General features: G+C 39.7%; 19 protein-coding genes, 1 tRNA gene and 1 pseudogene. 9 read left to right on the top strand and 12 right to left on the bottom strand.

Features of this window, described 5'->3' with window-relative positions; genetic code table 11:
- Nucleotides 1-38 precede the first annotated feature (38 nt).
- The gene (locus tag ACT3RM_RS03870) at nt 39-875 is read right to left on the bottom strand and encodes a 23S rRNA (adenine(2030)-N(6))-methyltransferase RlmJ (RefSeq protein WP_441993185.1); all 837 of its coding nucleotides are present in this window, start codon (nt 873-875) and stop codon (nt 39-41) included.
- Nucleotides 876-1,092: 217 nt separating this feature from the next.
- On the opposite strand from ACT3RM_RS03870, the gene ACT3RM_RS03865 reads away from it, so the two are divergent.
- From ACT3RM_RS03865 to ACT3RM_RS03840, 6 genes are all read left to right on the top strand, one after another.
- Nucleotides 1,093-1,323: a DUF904 domain-containing protein gene (locus tag ACT3RM_RS03865; protein ID WP_441993183.1), complete on the top strand. Its 231-nt coding sequence runs from the start codon at nt 1,093-1,095 to the stop codon at nt 1,321-1,323.
- A complete protein-coding gene (locus ACT3RM_RS03860) occupies nt 1,323-1,613 on the top strand; it encodes a cell division protein ZapA (RefSeq protein WP_441833919.1) in 291 nt (96 codons plus the stop codon). Before ACT3RM_RS03865 ends, ACT3RM_RS03860 begins: the two co-directional genes overlap by 1 nt.
- 36 nt (nt 1,614-1,649) lie before the next feature.
- Nucleotides 1,650-2,693: an MBL fold metallo-hydrolase gene (locus ACT3RM_RS03855; protein ID WP_441993181.1), complete on the top strand. Its 1,044-nt coding sequence runs from the start codon at nt 1,650-1,652 to the stop codon at nt 2,691-2,693.
- Nucleotides 2,694-3,076: 383 nt separating this feature from the next.
- Nucleotides 3,077-3,565 (top strand): FKBP-type peptidyl-prolyl cis-trans isomerase, encoded by a 489-nt coding sequence (locus ACT3RM_RS03850; RefSeq protein WP_441993179.1) that lies wholly within the window; start codon nt 3,077-3,079, stop codon nt 3,563-3,565.
- 18 nt (nt 3,566-3,583) lie between these two features.
- Nucleotides 3,584-4,309, top strand: a complete 726-nt coding sequence (locus ACT3RM_RS03845; protein WP_441833916.1) for an SDR family NAD(P)-dependent oxidoreductase — start codon at nt 3,584-3,586, stop codon at nt 4,307-4,309.
- Entirely contained in the window at nt 4,306-5,148 is an 843-nt protein-coding gene (locus ACT3RM_RS03840; protein ID WP_441994562.1) for an amidohydrolase family protein, read from the top strand. Before ACT3RM_RS03845 ends, ACT3RM_RS03840 begins: the two co-directional genes overlap by 4 nt.
- Nucleotides 5,149-5,298: 150 nt before the next feature.
- On the opposite strand, the gene ACT3RM_RS03835 is transcribed toward ACT3RM_RS03840, so the two are convergent.
- The 4 genes from ACT3RM_RS03835 to ACT3RM_RS03820 all read right to left on the bottom strand — a co-directional run bounded on the left by ACT3RM_RS03835 (nt 5,299) and on the right by ACT3RM_RS03820 (nt 8,338).
- Nucleotides 5,299-6,474, bottom strand: a complete 1,176-nt coding sequence (locus ACT3RM_RS03835) for a mandelate racemase/muconate lactonizing enzyme family protein (protein ID WP_441994561.1) — start codon at nt 6,472-6,474, stop codon at nt 5,299-5,301.
- 9 nt (nt 6,475-6,483) lie between these two features.
- Complete coding sequence (locus ACT3RM_RS03830) at nt 6,484-7,251, bottom strand: class II aldolase/adducin family protein (RefSeq protein ID WP_441833913.1); 768 nt, start codon at nt 7,249-7,251, stop codon at nt 6,484-6,486.
- Nucleotides 7,252-7,384: 133 nt separating this feature from the next.
- A complete protein-coding gene (locus ACT3RM_RS03825; protein ID WP_441833912.1) occupies nt 7,385-7,708 on the bottom strand; it encodes a c-type cytochrome in 324 nt (107 codons plus the stop codon).
- 90 nt (nt 7,709-7,798) lie between these two features.
- Nucleotides 7,799-8,338 (bottom strand): DUF2058 domain-containing protein, encoded by a 540-nt coding sequence (locus ACT3RM_RS03820; RefSeq protein WP_441993174.1) that lies wholly within the window; start codon nt 8,336-8,338, stop codon nt 7,799-7,801.
- Nucleotides 8,339-8,587: 249 nt separating this feature from the next.
- On the opposite strand from ACT3RM_RS03820, the gene ACT3RM_RS03815 reads away from it, so the two are divergent.
- Nucleotides 8,588-9,730, top strand: coding sequence for an MFS transporter (locus tag ACT3RM_RS03815; RefSeq protein WP_441994560.1), 1,143 nt, complete (start codon nt 8,588-8,590; stop codon nt 9,728-9,730).
- Here ACT3RM_RS03815 and ACT3RM_RS03810 read toward each other — a convergent pair.
- Together ACT3RM_RS03810 and ACT3RM_RS03805 are read right to left on the bottom strand one after the other, a co-directional pair.
- A complete protein-coding gene (locus ACT3RM_RS03810; protein ID WP_441994559.1) occupies nt 9,693-10,202 on the bottom strand; it encodes a prolyl-tRNA synthetase associated domain-containing protein in 510 nt (169 codons plus the stop codon). The two genes, ACT3RM_RS03815 and ACT3RM_RS03810, sit on opposite strands and share 38 nt — an antisense overlap.
- Before the next feature lies 1 nt (nt 10,203).
- A complete protein-coding gene (locus ACT3RM_RS03805) occupies nt 10,204-10,590 on the bottom strand; it encodes a hypothetical protein (RefSeq protein WP_441994558.1) in 387 nt (128 codons plus the stop codon).
- Nucleotides 10,591-10,745: 155 nt separating this feature from the next.
- Here ACT3RM_RS03805 and ACT3RM_RS03800 point away from each other — a divergent pair.
- Nucleotides 10,746-10,821: transfer RNA gene (locus tag ACT3RM_RS03800), tRNA-Ala, on the top strand.
- Nucleotides 10,822-10,996: 175 nt separating this feature from the next.
- Here the strand turns inward: ACT3RM_RS03800 and ACT3RM_RS03795 are convergent.
- Both ACT3RM_RS03795 and proB read right to left on the bottom strand, forming a co-directional pair.
- Nucleotides 10,997-12,244 carry a glutamate-5-semialdehyde dehydrogenase gene (locus ACT3RM_RS03795; protein WP_441834990.1) on the bottom strand — a complete coding sequence of 416 codons (1,248 nt, stop codon included), beginning with the start codon at nt 12,242-12,244 and terminating at the stop codon, nt 10,997-10,999.
- The gene (proB, locus tag ACT3RM_RS03790; protein ID WP_441834989.1) at nt 12,241-13,347 is read right to left on the bottom strand and encodes a glutamate 5-kinase; all 1,107 of its coding nucleotides are present in this window, start codon (nt 13,345-13,347) and stop codon (nt 12,241-12,243) included. Before proB ends, ACT3RM_RS03795 begins: the two co-directional genes overlap by 4 nt.
- A gap of 1,002 nt (nt 13,348-14,349) precedes the next feature.
- Between proB and ACT3RM_RS03785 the strand changes: the two genes are divergently transcribed.
- Entirely contained in the window at nt 14,350-16,248 is a 1,899-nt protein-coding gene (locus ACT3RM_RS03785; protein WP_441994557.1) for a cation:proton antiporter, read from the top strand.
- Between the two features lie 76 nt (nt 16,249-16,324).
- Here the strand turns inward: ACT3RM_RS03785 and ACT3RM_RS03780 are convergent.
- The 3 genes and pseudogenes from ACT3RM_RS03780 to hflC all read right to left on the bottom strand — a co-directional run.
- Nucleotides 16,325-16,717: pseudogene (locus tag ACT3RM_RS03780) on the bottom strand (flagellar protein MotX); the annotation flags it as partial.
- Between the two features lie 164 nt (nt 16,718-16,881).
- Nucleotides 16,882-18,195 (bottom strand): adenylosuccinate synthase, encoded by a 1,314-nt coding sequence (locus ACT3RM_RS03775; protein WP_441993089.1) that lies wholly within the window; start codon nt 18,193-18,195, stop codon nt 16,882-16,884.
- A 217-nt stretch (nt 18,196-18,412) separates the two neighbouring features.
- Nucleotides 18,413-19,291, bottom strand: coding sequence for a protease modulator HflC (hflC, locus tag ACT3RM_RS03770; protein ID WP_441994556.1), 879 nt, complete (start codon nt 19,289-19,291; stop codon nt 18,413-18,415).
- Nucleotides 19,292-19,296: the final 5 nt, after the last annotated feature.

Raw genomic sequence — 19,296 nt, 5'->3', positions numbered from 1 at the left:
AGCTAATTTGCTGGGCGTTTTGTTTTAACAGAGGTACTTTACTCGTCTACCAGCAGCTCACTGCGATAAAAACCACTTGGTTGGCTCAGTAACTCAACGAGCTCAGGCAACACCTTATCCATAGTTTGCTTTAGCTTCCAGGGCGGATTAATTACAATCATTCCTGACGCAGTCATACCATGTACATCCGTGTCTGCCTCGGTTGCTAGTTCAAATAACTGAATATTACGAATTCCCGACTCAACTAACCCCGTCTCCATACGCTCAATGCGCTCTCGGTCAACCACTGGATACCAAATCATATATGTACCCGTAGCGAATCGTTGGTATGCTTGAACGATTGTTTTAATCACCGTGTCGTAATCGTCTTTCACTTCATAAGGAGGGTCAATTAGCACGCAAGCTCGCCGTGAAGCCGGTGGCAATAAACCAATTAAACCAGCAAAGCCGTTTTCACCACGCATTCGAATAGAGCGCCTACCTTGCATATTATCTTCAAGCAAGGTTAAATCTCGTGGGTGAAGCTCAAAAAACCACCCTTTATCTTGACGACGTAAAAAACGCTCTGCAACTTTAGGTGACCCCGGATAAAACTCAAGCTGCCCATGATTAAAAGACTTAATCAACGAAATGTAGTCATTCAACCCTTCATTATCGCTAGTATGTTGCCACAGCTTAGCAATTCCTTCTTGGTACTCTTGTGTTTTTTGGGCATCACTACTGGCAAGCTCAAAAAAGCCAGCTCCTGAATGAGTGTCTATATAATCAAGAGGCTTATCTTTAATTGTTTGGTAATTTAACACTTCGGCCAGTACTAAATGCTTGAGGACATCAGCAGGGTTTCCCGCATGAAATGAATGTCGGTAACTGAGCATATTTTATTTTCGCTATGAACTAGTTGATAAAAGTAGTGAACCATAAGCACTGTGCATTGGCAACTTAAGGTGAACCATTTCTGAATGAAAAAGCATAATAGCTGAATTATTCCTTAATTATAAATAAAAATCAGCTAAAACAAGCGTAAATGCTGGCATATCAAGTAACTTTGTTTTACATTTGCAAGACTTTAATCACAGTTATATGAGCGCATTAATGAACAACGACACTCTTCCTCAACTCGAACAACTGATCGACCAATTAATTAGTCGTAACAATCAACTTGAAAGCCAGTTTAATGAGCTAAAAGCTCAGCATTCAAAATTGATTGATGAAAATGAAACATTACAGCTTGAAGTACTTGATAGCGACGAAAAGCAAAAAGAAACCAATACAGCATTAGCAGGTTTACTAGACAAGTTGCAAAGCGCTAACCAGGCAAGCTAATGTCTGATTTGGAAAATCAGCGAGTTATGGTAAAGCTGCTCGGTAAAGAGCAGCAATTTGCTTGCCCTAAAGGGCAAGAAGATGCATTGATCGCAGCAGCAAAACATCTTAATGACTTAGTTGACCAAATGAAGCAACGCTCCGCTGTCCGTAACGACCAAAAAGCACTACTCATGGCTGCGCTTAATATTAGCCACGAATTACTTGAGACTAAAAATCAGCAAATTTCAGCCGAGCACCAGCAAGATCTACTTATTGATAAACTCACCGATTATTTAGGTGATAAATAACATGCTTGCACCGCTAATGGCGATTGACTAAGCGTCGTGTCATCGCCTTTTTTTATCATGCTAAAAAAACAACTCATAGTAAGTGTTGTTATCTTCATAAGCTTACCCATAAATGCAGTAACTTGGCAGCAAATAACCCCACACATAAACTTTTTACAACAGCCTGAACCGCTGCGCTTTTATGATTCTAACCAAATCGTTATTGAAGGCGATGAGTGCGCGCTGGTATTTGATGCCAGTGGTGATTTTAGCAACGTAGAACGGATGGTAGTTAAACTAAAAAAACGCCTCAAAACGCCACTGTGCTATTTAGTTGCCAGTCATTATCATGATGATCATCTACTTGGAATGGCTGTATTACAACACTACTTTAAAGATGCAAAATTAATTGTGCACCCTGCAATTAATGCAGAATTCAATAAGGTGAAAACTGCATTCACTGACAAGCTAGACAGTTATGAGCAAAGTATAGAGTTAAGCTACCAGCGTTTAGCTGAACAGCCAAAAGAACAACAAGCAGCTTGGCGCACTAAACTTAATAAAGCTAAAAAACGCTTACTGCGCTTTCGAAAATACTCATTACAACCACCAGCAATAACGGTGGCCCAAAGCCTTACTCTTGATTTAGGTAATTACCCAGTAGAACTTAAAGCTTACCAAGCCCAAACTAATGCCGACTTAACTTTATTTGCCCCGCAAGAAGGCGTGTTATTAGGCGGCGATATTATTGACTACCTACCGTACCCTGGGCAGGGTAATTTAGCCTCTTGGCTTGAGGTACTTAAGAAAATAAAACAAAATAAAAACATAAAAAAATTACTACCTGGCCACGGACCAGCACTACAAAAAGCTCAACTAACCCAACCAATTAGCTTTTTACAGGCTCTATTAGATACAGCTCAAAAAACACCAGAGCAATCACTTGAGCAGCTGCAATTGACTTTTCCAAGCCATTTTGCAACCACCTATGAACGCGACGAAATATCCAAAAAAATATATCCGATATTCCTTCAAGCTGGACTTAAGCGCGCTAAAGCGTCGAATATCAGAACACAGACAGATGCATTAACTGATTATTAAGTTAATTAAAATAGTGAATATGGATAGGTTTGTTATTGTGCAAATAGTTTTACTAAGCTTTTTTTAAAGATTGCATTGAGTGCCTTATTAGCTATTTTAATGCTTTTATTGGGCTGTCAAAGCACGGCTTAAAATAAAAATGAAGTGTTCGCAAGCGAACCTCGACAAAAATACATAGCCAATAAATTAGCAATGACGGTTTTTTATCTTAATCGCACTTTAAAAAACGTATTGCTTACTATAGCAAACTACCCCAAAGCATCAGCCTACCAACAATAAAAGTCTACTTTCAGGATTAAAGAAAGATAAACATGCCCTAGTTTATAAAGCTTATTATTTAGCGTAAAATTACACATTAACAAGTAGTATAACAAAAGAATATTATGCAAATTAATAAAGATTCTGTGGTTGAGTTTCATTACACTTTAAGTGAAGCGGGCGAACAGGTAGAAACCAGTAAAGATGCTGAGCCACTGTCATATATTCACGGCAGCCAAGGCATGCTACCTGGACTTGAAAAAGCATTTACAGGTAAAACCACAGGTGACACCTTTAGTGTTACTCTTAAACCAACTGAATCGTACGGCGAGCGTGCTGATGGTTTAATTCAGCGTATTCCACTTAAGCACTTACAAGGCGATACCAAAGTATGGAAAGCCGGCATGACTGCCATTGTTAATTCAAATCAAGGTCGTCACCAAGTTACACTCGTCAAGGTCGGTCGTTTTAATGCTGATTGTGATTTAAACCACCCATTTGCCGGCAAAACGCTGACTTTTGATGTAGAAGTTATCAATGTTCGTGAAGCAACCAATGAAGAGCTTTCTCATGGTCATGTTCACGGCGGAGGTGGCTGTGGCCAAAGCCACTAAAAAGCTGAGGAAAATTAAATGAATAAAGTTGCAATCGTTACTGGTGGTAGTAAAGGCATTGGCCGCGCTATTGTAGAGCGCTTAACAAAAGAAAATTATCAAGTGTTTAACCTCGATATTAATGAAGTTGAGGGGAATTGGCTAAAGTGTGATGTCAGTGATGTTAAACAGGTCCAGCAAGCTATTGAACATGTTATTGCTAAAACAGGCCGAATTGATGCACTTATATCAAACGCAGGCCGCCATTTAAGTGCCACCATAGAGCAAACTGACGAGGCAACTTTTGACTCATTATTTGCCCTCAATGTGAAAGGCGCATACAGCGCCATTCGCACCGTACTACCGACAATGAAAGCCCAGCAAGGCGGCGTAATTATTTTAGTCGCATCAGATCAAGCAATTATAGCCAAACCAAATTCATTTGCTTATAACTTAACAAAACATGCGCTAGCTTCTTTAGCAAAAACCACCGCGCTTGATTACGCTACATTTAATATTCGTACCAATGCAGTGTGTCCGGGCACAGTTGAAACACCGTTATTTCATAACGCTATTGATGCTTACTGCGCCAAAAGTGGCGCTAATAAAGCCGATATCGTTGCCGAGGAAGCCGCGCAGCAACCTATTGGACGTTTAGGTCAACCTGAAGATGTTGCCGCATTAGTTAATTTTTTAATCAGTGACGAGGCAAGCTTTATCACCGGCAGCTTACAAACTATAGACGGTGGTTACACCACCCAATGAGTGAAAAAATAATTGATCCTCATGTGCATTTTTTTAACCTTAATGAGGGTCAATACTCATGGTTACAAGGCGAAACCCCACCCGCTTGGCCAAACCTTGAAATCATTAAAACACCCAGCTCGTTTTCACAGCTTCAGCAAGCTTGTCCATTTGAGTTAACGGCTCTTGTACACATAGAGGCTGGCTTTGATAATCGCCAGCCAGTTAACGAGCTGACTTGGCTTGCAAAACACTTAGCAGGGCATAAATACAAAGCCGTCAGCTATGCTCAAATTGATAAACCCTTCAACGACTTTTCACACGCACTCGGTGTTCAATGCCACCCCAGTCTAGTTGGCATTAGAGATATAACTGAAGGTGATGATGCTATACGTTTACTAAGCTCAAATTGCCTTGCAAACCTTGATCATTTAAGCCAGCAAAAACTGGTGTTTGAAGCACAATTTAATATTGAAAATAGCGCTATTAGCCAGCAAGTGATTAACTATTGTCAGCAACTTCCGGATTTAAAAATTGTAATAAATCACGCAGGCTTACCCAATAACTTAGCCCTGTGGCAAGCTAATATTTGTCAGCTTGCAAAATTACCCAACTGCTTTATTAAGTTCTCAGGATTTGAGCTATTATGCGAAGTGCTTCAAGCGAAGCGCCAGTACTGTTTTGACTTTATTACTAAGCACTTTAGTCATCAGCATATTATGTTTGCCAGCAACTTCCCTGTGTGCCAAATAAACGCAAGCTATCAGCAGTGTTGGCAAAGTCATTTTGCGCTATGTAAAAGCCACAATTTATGGCAACAGCTTAGTTATAAAAACGCGCAACGTTGCTATCAAGTTTAATTAAAGCAGCTATATTCAGTTTGCATTTTATTAGCCATAGCACTGATTATTATGGCTAATTCATCCCATTTAAAGCAACTTCCACTCTTTTCACGTTCGCCATCATTGCTCTTCTAAATAGCTATTATCCAATTGCTGTTGCTTTAGTTATTACTTTACTTCAACGCGCTGCGATCGCATAACAACTTCATCATTAAGTTCGATACCTAAACCGGGTTCTTCTGATACTTCAAAGAAGCCGTTTTTAGGCTGTGGATCTTGCAAGCATAGCTCACGGTTCCATTTTTTAATCGCGTAAGTATGATGCTCATGAATTAAAAAATTAGGAATAGCAGTTTCTAAATGCAGTGACGCAGCCGTTGCAACAGGCCCGCCGCAAACGTGTGCCTGAATACGCACATCAAAAATATCAGCGTAATCACAGACTTTTTTAGTTTCAGTAAAACCACCGCATAAGCCGATATCAGGCTGTAGCACGTCAATACTTTGATCTTCTAAATATGGGCGCACACCCCAGCGATTATATAAACGCTCACCACCAGAAATAGGTACAGCCACTTTATCTGCTACTTTTGCATGTAAAGAGTGGTTTAAATAGTTTACTGGCTCTTCATAAAACATGCAGTCAAACTCTTCGGCTATTTCACCAATTTGAATCGCAGATGTTGCGCCTGGTAAACTGTGGCACTCAAAGATAATATCCACTTCATCACCTACGGCCTCACGAATAGCCTGCATACGTGCGCGATACAACTTCATTTCACCACGTGAAATTATATTCGTACGGTCATAGTAGGTATTGCCGTGCTTGTCATACTGAATTGGATCAACTTTAACCGCATCATAACCATCTGCAACCGCTTTTAACGCCGCATCTGCATATTCTTGTGGTTGCACAAGGGCTTTAAATTCACTGTCCCAGTCAAACTGTAGTTGTGATGCATACGTACGTAGCTTATCGTTAACCTTCCCACCAAGCAGCTGATAAACAGGCAAACCAAGGGCCTTACCTTTAATATCCCAAAGCGCGGTATCAATGGCACTCATAGCCGCATAAACTACAGGGCCACCACCTAATCCCCAAAAGCTTTCACGCAGCATGCGCGACCATAGCTTTTCGGTTTGAAAGGGGTCATGTCCAATTAAAAAAGCATCGGCCATTTCTTTGATCATCGCCGCAGCAGCACTGTGCCCTAAGTCGTAGGCAAGCCCAGCTTCACCTACGCCACTAATACCTTCATTTGTATGAATACGCACAAATACCGGTGTCCAAGCTGGACGTTCTGGGCAATGAATATCAAAAACTTCAACGCGATTTACTTTCATTATAATTCCTTATTGAGCAAAGCTAGGGTCAAGACGATAGGCTTTACGTAACATAGCAGGCCAAGCAAGTTGTCCGCCAGTACTACCGCTGTGTACTACATTCGCTTGATTATAAATATTATCAATAATAGCCTGCGGCACAGGAGTAACATCTTGGCCACTGGCTTGAAGCGCAAGTTGAATCTCACAGGCGCGCTGCAAGTCATAAAAACGCATAAAAGCATCACCGACCGTAGCGCCGACCGTTAAGCCTCCATGATTAACCAGTAGCATATGATTAGTGTTTGCTAAGTCATCTTGCAGACGTTTTTTCTCATCATTGTTTACAGCTAAGCCTTCATAGCCATGATACGAAAGCGACGCTAAAGAAAACATCGAATATTGACTAAGCGCTAACAAGCCATTTTTTTGTGTGGCTACACCTATGGTTTCTTTAGTGTGCAAATGGATAACACAATGGGCGTCGTCACGTACTTCATGAATTGCACTGTGAATTGTAAAACCCGCAGGGTTAATTTCAAATGGCGTGTCATCCAAGATTTTGCCATCTAAATCGACTTTCACTAAATTAGATGCGGTTACTTCGTCAAAACTTAACCCAAATGCATTCACTAAATAATGATCAGTACCCGGTAAACGAGCCGATAAGTGAGTATAAATTAAATCGCCCCAGCGAAAGTGCTCAACTAAGCGATAACATGCAGCAAGATCAACACGAAGTTGCCACTCTTGTGCTGATACTTTATTTTTTAAATCAAGTTGAGGTAAGTCAAACATAATGGGCCTTGGAATATGCAACAACACAAACAGATGGATAGAAGTCTAAAGCAGTCTGAGTTTTTGATCAATAGATAGGGCTCAAACTAAAAAGCCACATCAATTGATGTGGCTTAGGGATTTAGTCTGAGAATTACTTAACTTGTGACAAGTATTCTGCAATGGCAGTCATTTCTTCTTCAGTTACACTTGCAACCATAGCTTTCATAGCCATAGACATACCATTATTACGCGCACCAGATTTAATATCTTTCATTTGGGCAAGTAGGTATTCTTTGTTTTGACCATTTAGTTTTGGATACATCGCCATAATAGGCTCTTTACCCTCTGCACCATGGCAAGTTTGGCAGCTTTTTGCAGTATAGAGCGCTGCACCATCAGCAGCTTGTGTATTTAACGATAAAGTCGCGGTTAAACTTAAACCAGCCCCTAGTAAAATTTTTGTTATCTTGCTCATAATGTATTTCCTTTTGACGGTTAGAAATCTCTTTGTTAAGTGTAGACCAATATCACACACTATTTAGACTATATTTTATGCAGCAACAACTTACCAGATCAAATCATCAGGAACTTCAAAGTCAGCATAAGGATCGTCTTCATCTTTTGGCTTATTTTCAGGTTCAACATGAAACACGATATAGCTCTCACTAACAGCAGCTACTTTACGTGCAGGCTCATCTTCTAAAACAAAAAATTGCCCATCTAGTACACAAATAGCCAAACGACCACCTGATAATGCTTTTTGCGTCTTTTCGTTTACCTCAAGCTCTTTAACTTTATTGTTATAAGTAAAGTTAAAAGTACGCTCACCACGAATAGCATCCTGGTTATGGTGTTCAAGTATTTGTTTAACACGAGCAGCGTTTTCACGTTGATTTAACTCTTGCTGACGTTTTTTATTAAGCTCTTCAGCCTTTTTTTGCTGCTCTTGCTTGGTCTGCGCAATGTGCTTTTGCAAATCATTAGGATTACTTGTCGCCCCTTTCTTTGGTTTTTTCTGTTGCTTACGTTTTTCAGACTTAGCAACTTTCGCTTTATGTGATGTTGATAACCCTGCTTGCAACAATTGGTCTTGTAGTGAACCCATAACCTTGTCCCATTAAAACTGATATTAACGCTATTTTAATCAGCTCTTGGCACAAATAACAGTGTCACTTAGTTAAAAACGTAAATTAACAACAGCTAAATTTATAAGTATGAATTTTATGTACATCAAATATTAATCCACAATTAAGTAAACACTGTTGATTTAGCGAAAATTTTGCTACTTAACGGGTATTACTTGTAAATAATTATAACCTCGTTAAGCTTGTTACTTTTAGCTCTGGGCGTAGTTATGCAACTGATTCAATTACTTGGCTGCTCGGTCTTTATTTTCTTTGTTTTATACGCACCCCAACCGCTTTTAGATTTATTTTCTAAGCAATTTTCTGTCACCCCTGCAGCTGCTGGCAGCTTAATGACGGCTACCATGTTGCCATTAGCCGTTGCGCCATTACTGTATGGCCTACTACTTGCCAAGCGTAACCCGCTGCAAGTTCTACGCATCGCCATGCTGATATTAGCATTTAGCTGTATTTTATTTACCTGGGCAACCCGTTTTGAACTGCTGTTAGTCATTCGTTTCATACAAGGACTTACCCTACCCGCAGCGCTTATTGCCATGACCAGTCATATTGGTAACAACTACCAAGCCGATACATTACAAAAAAACATGACACTTTATATTGGTAGTACTATCGTTGGTGGATATTTAGGGCGTGTACTGGCCGCAAGTTTTAATGACTGGTGGAGCTGGCAAAGTTTTTATTATTTTATGGCCGTCATGCTATTGCTATTAGCATTAGCTATTAATAAGAAACATCGTCTTAGTCGCATAACTGTCACGGTTAATTCACCACTGGGGTTCTTAAAGCAGTTAGCAACACGCCCAGTATTGACTTTATACGGCGCCATTTTTTGTATGTTCTTTTGTTTTGCGGCACTGCTTAATTACCTACCGTTTATACTTAAAGATAACTTTTCAATTACTAATACACGACATATTGGTTGGGTATACACAGGCTACTTAATTGGTGCACTAGCGTCGGTTGCTAGTCCTTGGTTGCTCAAAAAAAGTCATTCACCTTGGCAGTTATTAGTAAGCGTATTTGCTTTTTATTGCTTAAGTACTGTATTACTACTGAGCCCACAATTGATAATATTTTTAATTGCCTTTACCTGCTTTTGTGGTGCCATGTTTATTATTCATTCCTGCGCGGCGCCACTGGTTAATAAGTTAAGCCAGGCGCCACCAAGTGTTACTAACGGCGGTTATGTATCATTTTATTATAGCGGCGGTGCACTGGGCTCATTTTTACCCGGTGTTATATATCAGCACTATGGCTTTAGCGCTTTTATTATTACTTTACTCTGTGTTTGCCTAAGTGGCTTAGCATTAGTTACACAAGGTTACTTTGCCGGTAAAAACACACTTTAGGTTGATGCCCTGTATTATCAAAAAACAATTCAAGATCTGCTTTTTTCATCAGCCAAGTTTCGGTGTTTTCAAAGGGATGACAATGAAACAAGTCGTTAAACCATACTTCCTGATCAATCCATAGAGTCACGTCATTTTGCTTATCATTCATTAAAGCAAGCATCGATACACAACCCGGTGCGACCTTTAAATAACGAGCCAAACGTTCATCCGAGGCAAACCCTAAGCGAGACAATCCTTGATACTTAGCCAATGTTTTTAAATCAAGTTGCTTGTCATGTGCCGTGATCACTAAAAAATGTTTTTTTCCTGCGTTGTCGCGTAAAAACAAGTTTTTTAAGCGTGTTCCAGGGCGTGTCACCATAAGGTCATCTGCATCCAAGCTACCATGTAAAGCAGGATGCTCAATAACATCATATTGAACCGCTAAATGGCTCAATAAGACTGTTAATTTACTTTTATCAGCCAACATACTATAAACACTCACCTCTTAACTGTACGCTTAGTTCACGCCACAACACTTCGTTAATTTCGTAATCATTATCACAATAATCACGCTCTTCAAGTTCAGATTGTAAAAGACGTACAGCTTCATCTTCTAACTGCAATTTTAAACTGCTCGACTCTTCAAAATATTCGTGCTCAGCAAAGCTTTTAAACTCACTACGGGTAAGCGGCCGGTTTGAATTTAAACTTTTGCGGCTATTTGCCTTAACTGAAACCACATAAGCAAAAACTTTATTCCCTTGCTCATCAAGTTTTTGATGAAACTGTTTGGTATTAATTTCATAAGGCGGTTCGTCATTTGAACTGCTACAAGCACTCAATAAAACTATAAATAGCCATGTGTATTTTTTCATAACGGGTTTCGTTTTAGTGGTTTATAGGAGCTAGTCTATCAAAAATTCTTTTCAGTAGTGAAAATTTGCGAAGATAATTAAAAAATGCTTGACCAAAATCATAAAAATATTTAAAGTTCACCCACTTGAGAGCCAAACTCAAGTATAAGAAATTTGGGGCTATAGCTCAGCTGGGAGAGCGCCTGCCTTGCACGCAGGAGGTCAGCAGTTCGATCCTGCTTAGCTCCACCATTTTCTTAACTCTTTTCTATTCTCTTATTTAGTATTTATTAATTAAACATCATCTACCTTGATAATATAAAAGCTACCCGTTTTCTATCTGCTAGATCTTGCGATTTTATTTATACGATCAAAAATGCCGAGCAAGGCTCGGCATTTATAGTTAGTACTTATAACTCGTGTTTAATTAGTCACGAGTTTGGCCTTCGCCGTTTACTAAATATTTTTCAGTTGTCAGTGACTCTAGGCCCATTGGTCCATAAGCATGTAGCTTACTTGTTGCGATACCAATTTCAGCCCCTAAACCAAGCTGCGAACCATCTGAGAAACGCGATGATGTGTTAACCATAACTACTGAAGCATCAACACTACGTTGAAATAACTCAGCAGCAGCTTTATCTTTAGTACAGATAACTTCTGTGTGGTTTGAGCCAAATTTATCAATATGGTCAATTGCACCGGCAAAGTCAGGCACTACGCGAATAGCGATTTCTAAATCTAGGTATTCTTCACCAAACTCGTCATCGGCTAAAACCGTTGCGTTATCAAAGTACTTAGCGGCTTGTTTATCTGCGTTGATTTTAACACCTTCTTGGCGTAAAACTACGGCACATAAATTTAAAAACTCATCAGCAATAGCTTGATGTACAACTAAGCCTTCAAGGGCGTTACATACACCAGTACGCTGAGTTTTACCATTTAGCAGTAAGTTTACAGCAACTTCTAAATCGGCGTCTTTATCTACGTATAAGTGGCAAACACCTTTAAAATGCTGAATAACAGGAATCGTGCTGTTTTCAGTTACGTAGTTAATTAAACCTTCACCACCACGTGGAATGATTAAATCAATGGTGTCACGTTGTTGCATTAATTCCATTAATAAACCACGGTCTGGATCTGGAATAACCGAAATTAGTGACGTAGGTAAATTATGCTGCTCAAGTACTTGATGCATTACACTTGCAATTGCTTGCGAGCTTTTAAGTGCTTCTTTACCACCACGTAAAATTACTCCATTACCTGATTTAAAGCACAATGCACCCGCATCAGCGGTTACATTTGGGCGTGCTTCATAAATCATACATACTACGCCAAGTGGTACGCGCATTTTACGAATTTTAATACCATTTGGACGATCTGTAATGTCACGTAGCTGACCAACTGGGTCTTCAAGACTAACGATAACTTCAATGCCTTCGGCCATCGCTTCAATACGTTCGTCATTTAACGTTAAACGGTCAACCATTGAGCTGGCTAAGTCGTTTTCACGAGCAGCAGCTAAATCACTCTCATTTTCTTTAATAATAAAGTCTTTTTGTGCACGTAAAGCATTCGCCATATCCCGCAGCACTTGATTCTTTGTCTCGGTATCGAGTAAGGCTAACTGGTTGGCAGCTTTTGCAGCTTGACTTGATATATCTGTAATTAAACTCATAACTTCTCCAATAATGCGATATCTTTTTCTGAGATAACAGGACCAATTGAGTCTTGCATTTTTTCACTAAAATCACTTTGGTCATTATCTGCAATAAAACTTAACAGGCAGCTACTATAATTTGCAGTAGCTTTGGCTAAACGGGTGCCATCTCCACTTCGTACTAAAATAGTATCACCTACGGCAAACTCACCATGTACAGCAACAATTTCATCGCCACGAATACAACCAGACTCACCTTCAAGAGAATCATCAAACGACCCATCGACAACCACTTCACCTTGTTCATTAGCGGTATGCGTCATCCAATGGACATTTTCTTGCATTGGCTTTTCGTATGGTAAGAAAATAGTGCCTGGATTCTCACCCGCAAGTAAACGACTAAACGTTTGCCCTTTAAAACCATTAATAATAAAAGTAGTTATACCATGCGAAGTTGCTTTTTCTGCTGCTTCAATTTTGGTTTTCATGCCACCAGTACCTACGGCGCTAGTTGCACACCCTGCCATCTCATAAATAGAATCATCTATAGACTTAATTTCTGGCAATAACACGGCATCATCATGTAGGTTAGGGTTTTTATCATACAACCCATCAACATCTGAGAAAATCATTAATGCGTCAGCGTCTGCAGCCGAAGCCACCATTGCTGATAAGTTATCATTGTCGCCTACTTTTAAGTCATCTGTGGTTACCGTATCATTTTCGTTCATGATAGGTAGTACGCCATGATCTAATAATGTAAATACTGTTTCACGAATACTTTCATAACGTTCACGGTCACGTAAGTCACCATGGGTTAATAGAATTTGCGCTGAAGGAAAGTCAAAAAAGCGGTCCCACATAGCCATCATTTCAGTTTGACCTGCAGCAGCCATCGCTTTTTTCATAGGTACAGTTCGTGGTGTATCAATAGGAAACAAGTGTGAGCCAGCGGCTACTGAGCCAGAAGAAACAAGTATTACTTCAATACCTTGAGCTCTACAACTAACAATAAATTGAGCGATAGTTAATAAGTAACGAGAACGACAACCATCTTGCTCTGGAGCTATTAGTGCACTACCAACTTTTAAAACTATACGGCGCCATTTAAACTTTTGCATAACTGTTCAACTTCCCATTTTACTATTTGTTCAGTGCTTTATATAGCACCGAATTAAAAGGTAACGTCTCACTTATTGTGTGGACGAATAAATTCTTCATCACTTTGTCATAGATTCACTTATCCACACACGCGCTGATACCGCGTACAGAGTACGTTAAATATATAGCACAACTTTTAACCTACTTGTAGATTATCGGATTAAAACCGTCAGTTGCTTAAAATAAGATAAGTGTTGTTTATGCATCGCTGTAAAAAGCTGTGTGTGGCTTTTTTATTAACAACATACATAGAGCCTCTGCAATCAGGTACACCAACAGATAGGGCGTAGATTGCAGGACCGAGATTTAGTTACCACGATGGGCACCAAATATTGACCGGATAATGAACTATTATTGTATTCAACTCTTACTAAATCTTCGCTGAATATGTAATGCTCATTCCTATTTAATTAGAAAACAAAGTGCAATTATTGCTCAAAACCATGTAATAAACCGTTTTTTTTGGTTAATTAAAAAAAATACACTAACCTCTTAAAAACTTTTTAGGTAACAAATTGTTTGAACACGAAGTATAATACGGTTTTAGCGGCCTAAGATCAAGGCTGTATTTTAATCATGCGCCATATTCTTGCTATACACCCAGTGAATAGATCTTAAATTTCAAAAAGTTAACTACAACAAAAAAACTTTTAATGATTTTTTACTACTCTAATTAGTGTGTAAAGTGAAATAACAGCTCAAAAAGTATGATAAACGACTAAAATATTATAAACATTATTAATGTTTTCTTGTGTAATTTACCAAGAGTACGCTTTAATAGCATACTTATACTCGCGCTATTTCATGATACAAGTTTCAGCTGGAGTAGTTGTGTATAATCCGTTGAACAAAATTACCAACCGATAGAGGGTACACATTATATTGAATGCTTTACCTTTACATAAACCAATTCGCTGTTTTTCATGCCTCGCTCGCAGTAACCAATAAGGAAGAGTTAATCTATGTCAGCAATTTATATCGCCGGGATCGCGCTATGCTCGGTTTTAGCTCAATGGGTAGCGTGGGCCTTTCGCGTTCCAGCTATCTTATTCTTATTACTTACCGGGCTATTACTGGGGCCATTTACCGATACCTTAGATCCCGATGCACTATTAGGCGACTTATTGTTTCCAGTCGTGTCGTTAAGTGTTGCAGTGATTTTATTTGAAGGTTCACTTACGCTACATTTCAGGGAGCTCAAAGGAATAAGCAAAGTGGTCAGGAACCTCTGCTCTATTGGTATGCTGGTAACCTGTATTGTTATAAGTTTAAGCGCTTATTGGATTCTAGAGCTAAATTGGCGAGTAGCAGCGGTGTTAGGGGCTGTACTCGTAGTAACAGGTCCAACCGTTATTGCACCACTACTAAACTCCATGCGCCCAAATCAAGATATTGACCGTGTACTTCGCTGGGAAGGCATCGTCATTGACCCTATTGGCGCATTATTCGCAGTATTAGTATTTGAAGCCGTTATGTTGGTAGGCCAAGGCGAGGTACTGAGCCACACGATTATTGCACTTGTCAAAACCTTAGCTGTTGGACTCTCTATTGGTGTTGCTGCAGGCTGGCTTACCACTCAATTAATTCGCCGAGAGTGGCTACCTTTTGAACTGCATAAGTTTGGTATTTTAGCACTGGTACTTATTAGTTTTACGGTTTCAAATCACTTAAGTCATGAATCAGGACTATTAGCGGTTACCGTATTTGGTATTTGGTTAGCTAATCAAGACGACCTTGAAATAGACTCCGTACTTGAGTTTAAAGAAGACTTGTCAATGATCTTGATTTCGACCTTATTTATTCTGTTAGCTGCCCGTTTGCAGCTCTCTGATTTAATGATGCTCGACAGTGATATATTTATATTTTTAGCCGTTGTACTGTTTATAGCGCGCCCACTGTGTATTGCCATTTCGACCTTTGGTACCGATTTACCTATCAGGTCACGCTTAGTGCTCGCTTGGATTGCTCCTCGAGGCATTGTTGCCGCAGCGGTCGGCTCCGTATTTGCATTAAGTATGATTGAAGCTGAAATTGCCGATGCTGAAAAAATAGTACCGCTTATATTTACAGTCATTATTATCACTGTGGTTTTGCAAAGCTTAACTGCTACACCGTTAGCTAAGTTACTTGGGGTGCGCCAGCCAGCACCGAATACCATTTTAATTATCGGTGCAAACCACGTAGCACGCGCCATTGGCCGAGGCCTCAAAGAGCAAAATGTTCAAGTACACCTATCTGATCCTGCTTGGGAAAACTGCAAAATGGCGCGTATGGATGGACTACCTTGTTATTATGGCAATCCGCAGTCAGAACATGCAGAACGTTATTTACCACTTACCACAGTTCGCAGCGTAATGGCGCTTTCGCCAAATCGCCATCATAATGCCTTGGGGGTGCAATACTTTTCGCACTTATTAAAAGAAAAAAATGTGTTTTCACTCCGCTCTTCTAATAGCCAAGCAAGAGCTAATAAAGACAGTGCGATGTTTTTATCTCGCCAGATTTTATTTGGTGATAGTGGTTCATATGCACGCCTTAGTAGCTTAATTGCTAAAGGTGGTAAGGTCAGTGCAACCCGTATTTCAGAAGAGTTTTCATGGGAAAAGTACCAAGAAGTAAATAATGAAGCTATTCCGCTATTTATACTTCAAGGTGAAAAAGACAATGATGAGGACTCGCCCGTTAAATTGCGTCCATTTACCATTAATATGGAAAAGCCACCTCAAGAAGGTGAACGAATTATTGCTTTACAACCTCCCAAAATATCAGTGTTAAAAGACCCTTCTAATGGTAAGTCTAAAAACGCCAAAGAAGATAAGTTCCCTAAAAGTGATGACGCTTTAAGTCAGAAGAAAGATTAAAAAATGGGCCAGGTTTGATACCTGGCCCATTTTCTTTAACTAAAAATTTACCCTAGCCAACTTTACCTCAGCTACATCAGCATTCGTGCGCGAATGCCATAACGCTATTTGGCATTTTTTTAGCAAGCTTACCAGTGATTTTTCGCTTTTTTGTGAGAGGCTTTATCAGCCACCATAGAGTGGAAAACCAGCGATAGGCAGCTTCAAAGTTTCTAGAACTACCGTACCCTTGATTAAATAAAATTTCCCAGCAGATCTGCGCTTTTAAATTTCCTTGCGCTGACGCTTCACATGGATACTTAACCGCCATATAAAAGTTGCTAGGGTGCCACGCCATTTTATTAGCTCGCGCTTCTATATGTTGTACTAACTGGCAATCATCTGCCTTTACTTGCACTAAATGAGTATTTTTATTAATTAATGTTACCAGCTCACTTTCAGTATACAAAGGTACAGTTGTAACGGGCTCTTGGTCCTAAACCAAGCTTGAAATAACAATGACAGTGGCAGTAAAGTACGCATGGTGATCACTTAGCAAAAAATCTCACTCGATAGTGAATAAAGATTGTTCCACATTGAATTTATGGCACAAAAAAAGCTGCATTCAGCAGCTTTTTTTAAACAAATAAGTGATTAAGCAAACGGGTTATTTAATACCATTGTTTCTACACGATCTGGACCTGTTGAGATAATATCAACTGGAACGCCGGTAATTTCCTCAATACGCTTGATGTAATCAATTGCCGCTTTAGGTAAGCCGTCAAGAGAAGTAACACCTACGGTATTTTCAGACCAACCAGGCATCTCTTCGTATACTGGAGTTACTTTATCATAACCTTCCGCTGCAAGTGGTGTAACGTTAGTTACAGTGCCATCTTCAAGCTGGTAGCCAGTACAGATTTTCAATGTTTCTAGACCGTCTAAAACATCTAGTTTAGTTAAGCAAAAACCTGAAATTGAGTTGATTTGTACAGCGCGGCGCATTGCAACGGCATCTAACCAACCGGTACGGCGTAAACGGCCTGTAGTCGCACCAAATTCATGGCCTTTATCACCTAAATGCTTACCTACTGGGTCTTGTTTTTCAAGGCCGTCATAAAGCTCTGTAGGGAATGGACCTGAACCTACACGTGTAGTGTACGCTTTAATAATACCTAAAACGTAATCAAGGTTTAATGGACCAAAGCCAGCACCTGTTGCCACACCACCAGCAGTAGTATTTGAAGACGTTACGTACGGATATGTTCCGTGATCGATATCAAGTAATGTACCTTGAGCACCTTCAAATAAAATATTATCGCCAGCTAAACGCGCTTGATCAAGCAGCTCAGTTACGTCAATAGACATCGCTTTAAAAATATCAGCAACTGCCATTGCATCATCGTACGTTTTTTGGAAATCAACAGGCTCTACTTTATAATAATTTTCTAAAGTAAAGTTATGGTATTCCAATATCTCTTTTAGCTTAGCTGCAAATTGTTCTGGCTGAAATAAATCACCGACACGTAAACCCCGACGGGCTACTTTATCTTCATAAGCTGGACCAATACCACGACCTGTAGTACCAATTGGCTTATCGCCGCGTGCTTTTTCACGGGCTACATCTAATGCAATATGAAAAGGCAGAATAAGCGGACATGCTTCACTAATTAATAAACGCTCGCGTACAGGTACGCCTCGCTCTTCAAGCATGCCGATTTCGTTCATTAATGCTTCGGGTGAAACAACTACACCATTACCGATCACACACTTAACATTGTCACGTAATACACCCGATGGAATAAGGTGTAAAACCGTCTTTTCTCCGTCGATCACCAAAGTATGGCCAGCGTTATGACCACCTTGGTAACGAACTACTAAAGATGCCTTGTCTGTAAGGAGGTCTACTACCTTACCCTTACCTTCGTCACCCCATTGGGTGCCTAATACAACAACATTTTTACCCATTGTAACTTCACTTAGAAAAAATTAGGACGAGATTTTATCAGAAAACAAGGTAAAAGATCACCCCGTTTAGCTTATTTTTTCTGCATTGCTAATAATAAATACCAATAAAAAAAAACAACTAACTGAATAACATCAATTTATAAATAAAACTATCGTCACAGTAAAAGAAAAACCCTGCTGAAGCAGGGTTTGGACTTGTTCTACATTAAAGCAACTGCTATTGCGATGCAGCTCCTTTCATATATTTAAAGAAGTCGCTGTCAGGCGATAACACCATTACGTCTTGCTTATCGTTAAAGGTGTTTTTGTATGCTTCGAGACTGCGTACAAAACTAAAGAACTCAGGGTCTTTATTGTAAGCTCCAGCATAAATTCCAGCGGCTTTTGCATCGCCTTGACCACGTACAGAACGAGCATTACGCTCTGCGTTAGCAAGCATTACTGTTACACGGCGATCAACTTCAGCGCGAATCTTTTCGGCTTTTTCTTGACCCTCAGAACGATGTTCTTTAGCAACTGCAGCACGTTCTGCGCGCATACGTTGATAAATTGAATTACTCACCTCTGAAGGTAAATTGATTTGCTTAACGCGTACATCAAGTACTTCAATACCTAGTTCTTGCGCACTTTCAGAAGCTTGCACAAGCGCTTCTTCCATAAGCTCACTACGCTCACCAGATACTATTTCGCGAATAGTACGAGTACCAAAGTTAGTACGCAGACCATTATTTACTTTTTGTTCTAGTAACGTCTCAGCATATTGCTTGTCGCCACGAGCACGTAAGTAAAAAGCACTAAAGTTACTCACTCGCCATTTTACAAACGAATCAACAATTAAGTCTTTTTTCTCACTGGTTACAAAGCGATCTGGCGCACCATCTAAAGTTTGAATACGCGCATCAATGCGACGTACTTGACTAAAGAAAGGCACTTTAAATTGTAAGCCAGGGTCATAGACAATAGCTTCGCCACTGTCATCTTTTTGCACTTTGCTAAATAGCATTACAATTGCTTTTTGCCCTTCTGGTACTACAAATACTGATGAAAAACATAGTACAACGGCAGCTAACAATACAACTAAACTAAAGTTTTTCATTATGC

It is taken from the genome of Pseudoalteromonas sp. AOP7-A1-14 (assembly GCF_052376275.1).
GTDB lineage: Bacteria > Pseudomonadota > Gammaproteobacteria > Enterobacterales > Alteromonadaceae > Pseudoalteromonas.
This window is presented reverse-complemented; position numbering and strand designations above follow the sequence as displayed.

What these genes read in the sequence shown, in the direction of transcription:
- ACT3RM_RS03870 (WP_441993185.1), bottom strand. Translation starts at nt 875, where the DNA reads ATGCTCAGTTACCGACATTCATTTCATGCGGGAAACCCTGCTGATGTC.
- ACT3RM_RS03865 (WP_441993183.1), top strand. Translation starts at nt 1,093, where the DNA reads ATGAACAACGACACTCTTCCTCAACTCGAACAACTGATCGACCAATTA.
- ACT3RM_RS03860 (WP_441833919.1), top strand. Translation starts at nt 1,323, where the DNA reads ATGTCTGATTTGGAAAATCAGCGAGTTATGGTAAAGCTGCTCGGTAAA.
- ACT3RM_RS03850 (WP_441993179.1), top strand. Translation starts at nt 3,077, where the DNA reads ATGCAAATTAATAAAGATTCTGTGGTTGAGTTTCATTACACTTTAAGT.
- ACT3RM_RS03845 (WP_441833916.1), top strand. Translation starts at nt 3,584, where the DNA reads ATGAATAAAGTTGCAATCGTTACTGGTGGTAGTAAAGGCATTGGCCGC.
- ACT3RM_RS03840 (WP_441994562.1), top strand. Translation starts at nt 4,306, where the DNA reads ATGAGTGAAAAAATAATTGATCCTCATGTGCATTTTTTTAACCTTAAT.
- ACT3RM_RS03835 (WP_441994561.1), bottom strand. Translation starts at nt 6,474, where the DNA reads ATGAAAGTAAATCGCGTTGAAGTTTTTGATATTCATTGCCCAGAACGT.
- ACT3RM_RS03830 (WP_441833913.1), bottom strand. Translation starts at nt 7,251, where the DNA reads ATGTTTGACTTACCTCAACTTGATTTAAAAAATAAAGTATCAGCACAA.
- ACT3RM_RS03825 (WP_441833912.1), bottom strand. Translation starts at nt 7,708, where the DNA reads ATGAGCAAGATAACAAAAATTTTACTAGGGGCTGGTTTAAGTTTAACC.
- ACT3RM_RS03820 (WP_441993174.1), bottom strand. Translation starts at nt 8,338, where the DNA reads ATGGGTTCACTACAAGACCAATTGTTGCAAGCAGGGTTATCAACATCA.
- ACT3RM_RS03815 (WP_441994560.1), top strand. Translation starts at nt 8,588, where the DNA reads ATGCAACTGATTCAATTACTTGGCTGCTCGGTCTTTATTTTCTTTGTT.
- ACT3RM_RS03810 (WP_441994559.1), bottom strand. Translation starts at nt 10,202, where the DNA reads ATGTTGGCTGATAAAAGTAAATTAACAGTCTTATTGAGCCATTTAGCG.
- ACT3RM_RS03805 (WP_441994558.1), bottom strand. Translation starts at nt 10,590, where the DNA reads ATGAAAAAATACACATGGCTATTTATAGTTTTATTGAGTGCTTGTAGC.
- ACT3RM_RS03795 (WP_441834990.1), bottom strand. Translation starts at nt 12,244, where the DNA reads ATGAGTTTAATTACAGATATATCAAGTCAAGCTGCAAAAGCTGCCAAC.
- proB (WP_441834989.1), bottom strand. Translation starts at nt 13,347, where the DNA reads ATGCAAAAGTTTAAATGGCGCCGTATAGTTTTAAAAGTTGGTAGTGCA.
- ACT3RM_RS03785 (WP_441994557.1), top strand. Translation starts at nt 14,350, where the DNA reads ATGTCAGCAATTTATATCGCCGGGATCGCGCTATGCTCGGTTTTAGCT.
- ACT3RM_RS03775 (WP_441993089.1), bottom strand. Translation starts at nt 18,195, where the DNA reads ATGGGTAAAAATGTTGTTGTATTAGGCACCCAATGGGGTGACGAAGGT.
- hflC (WP_441994556.1), bottom strand. Translation starts at nt 19,291, where the DNA reads ATGAAAAACTTTAGTTTAGTTGTATTGTTAGCTGCCGTTGTACTATGT.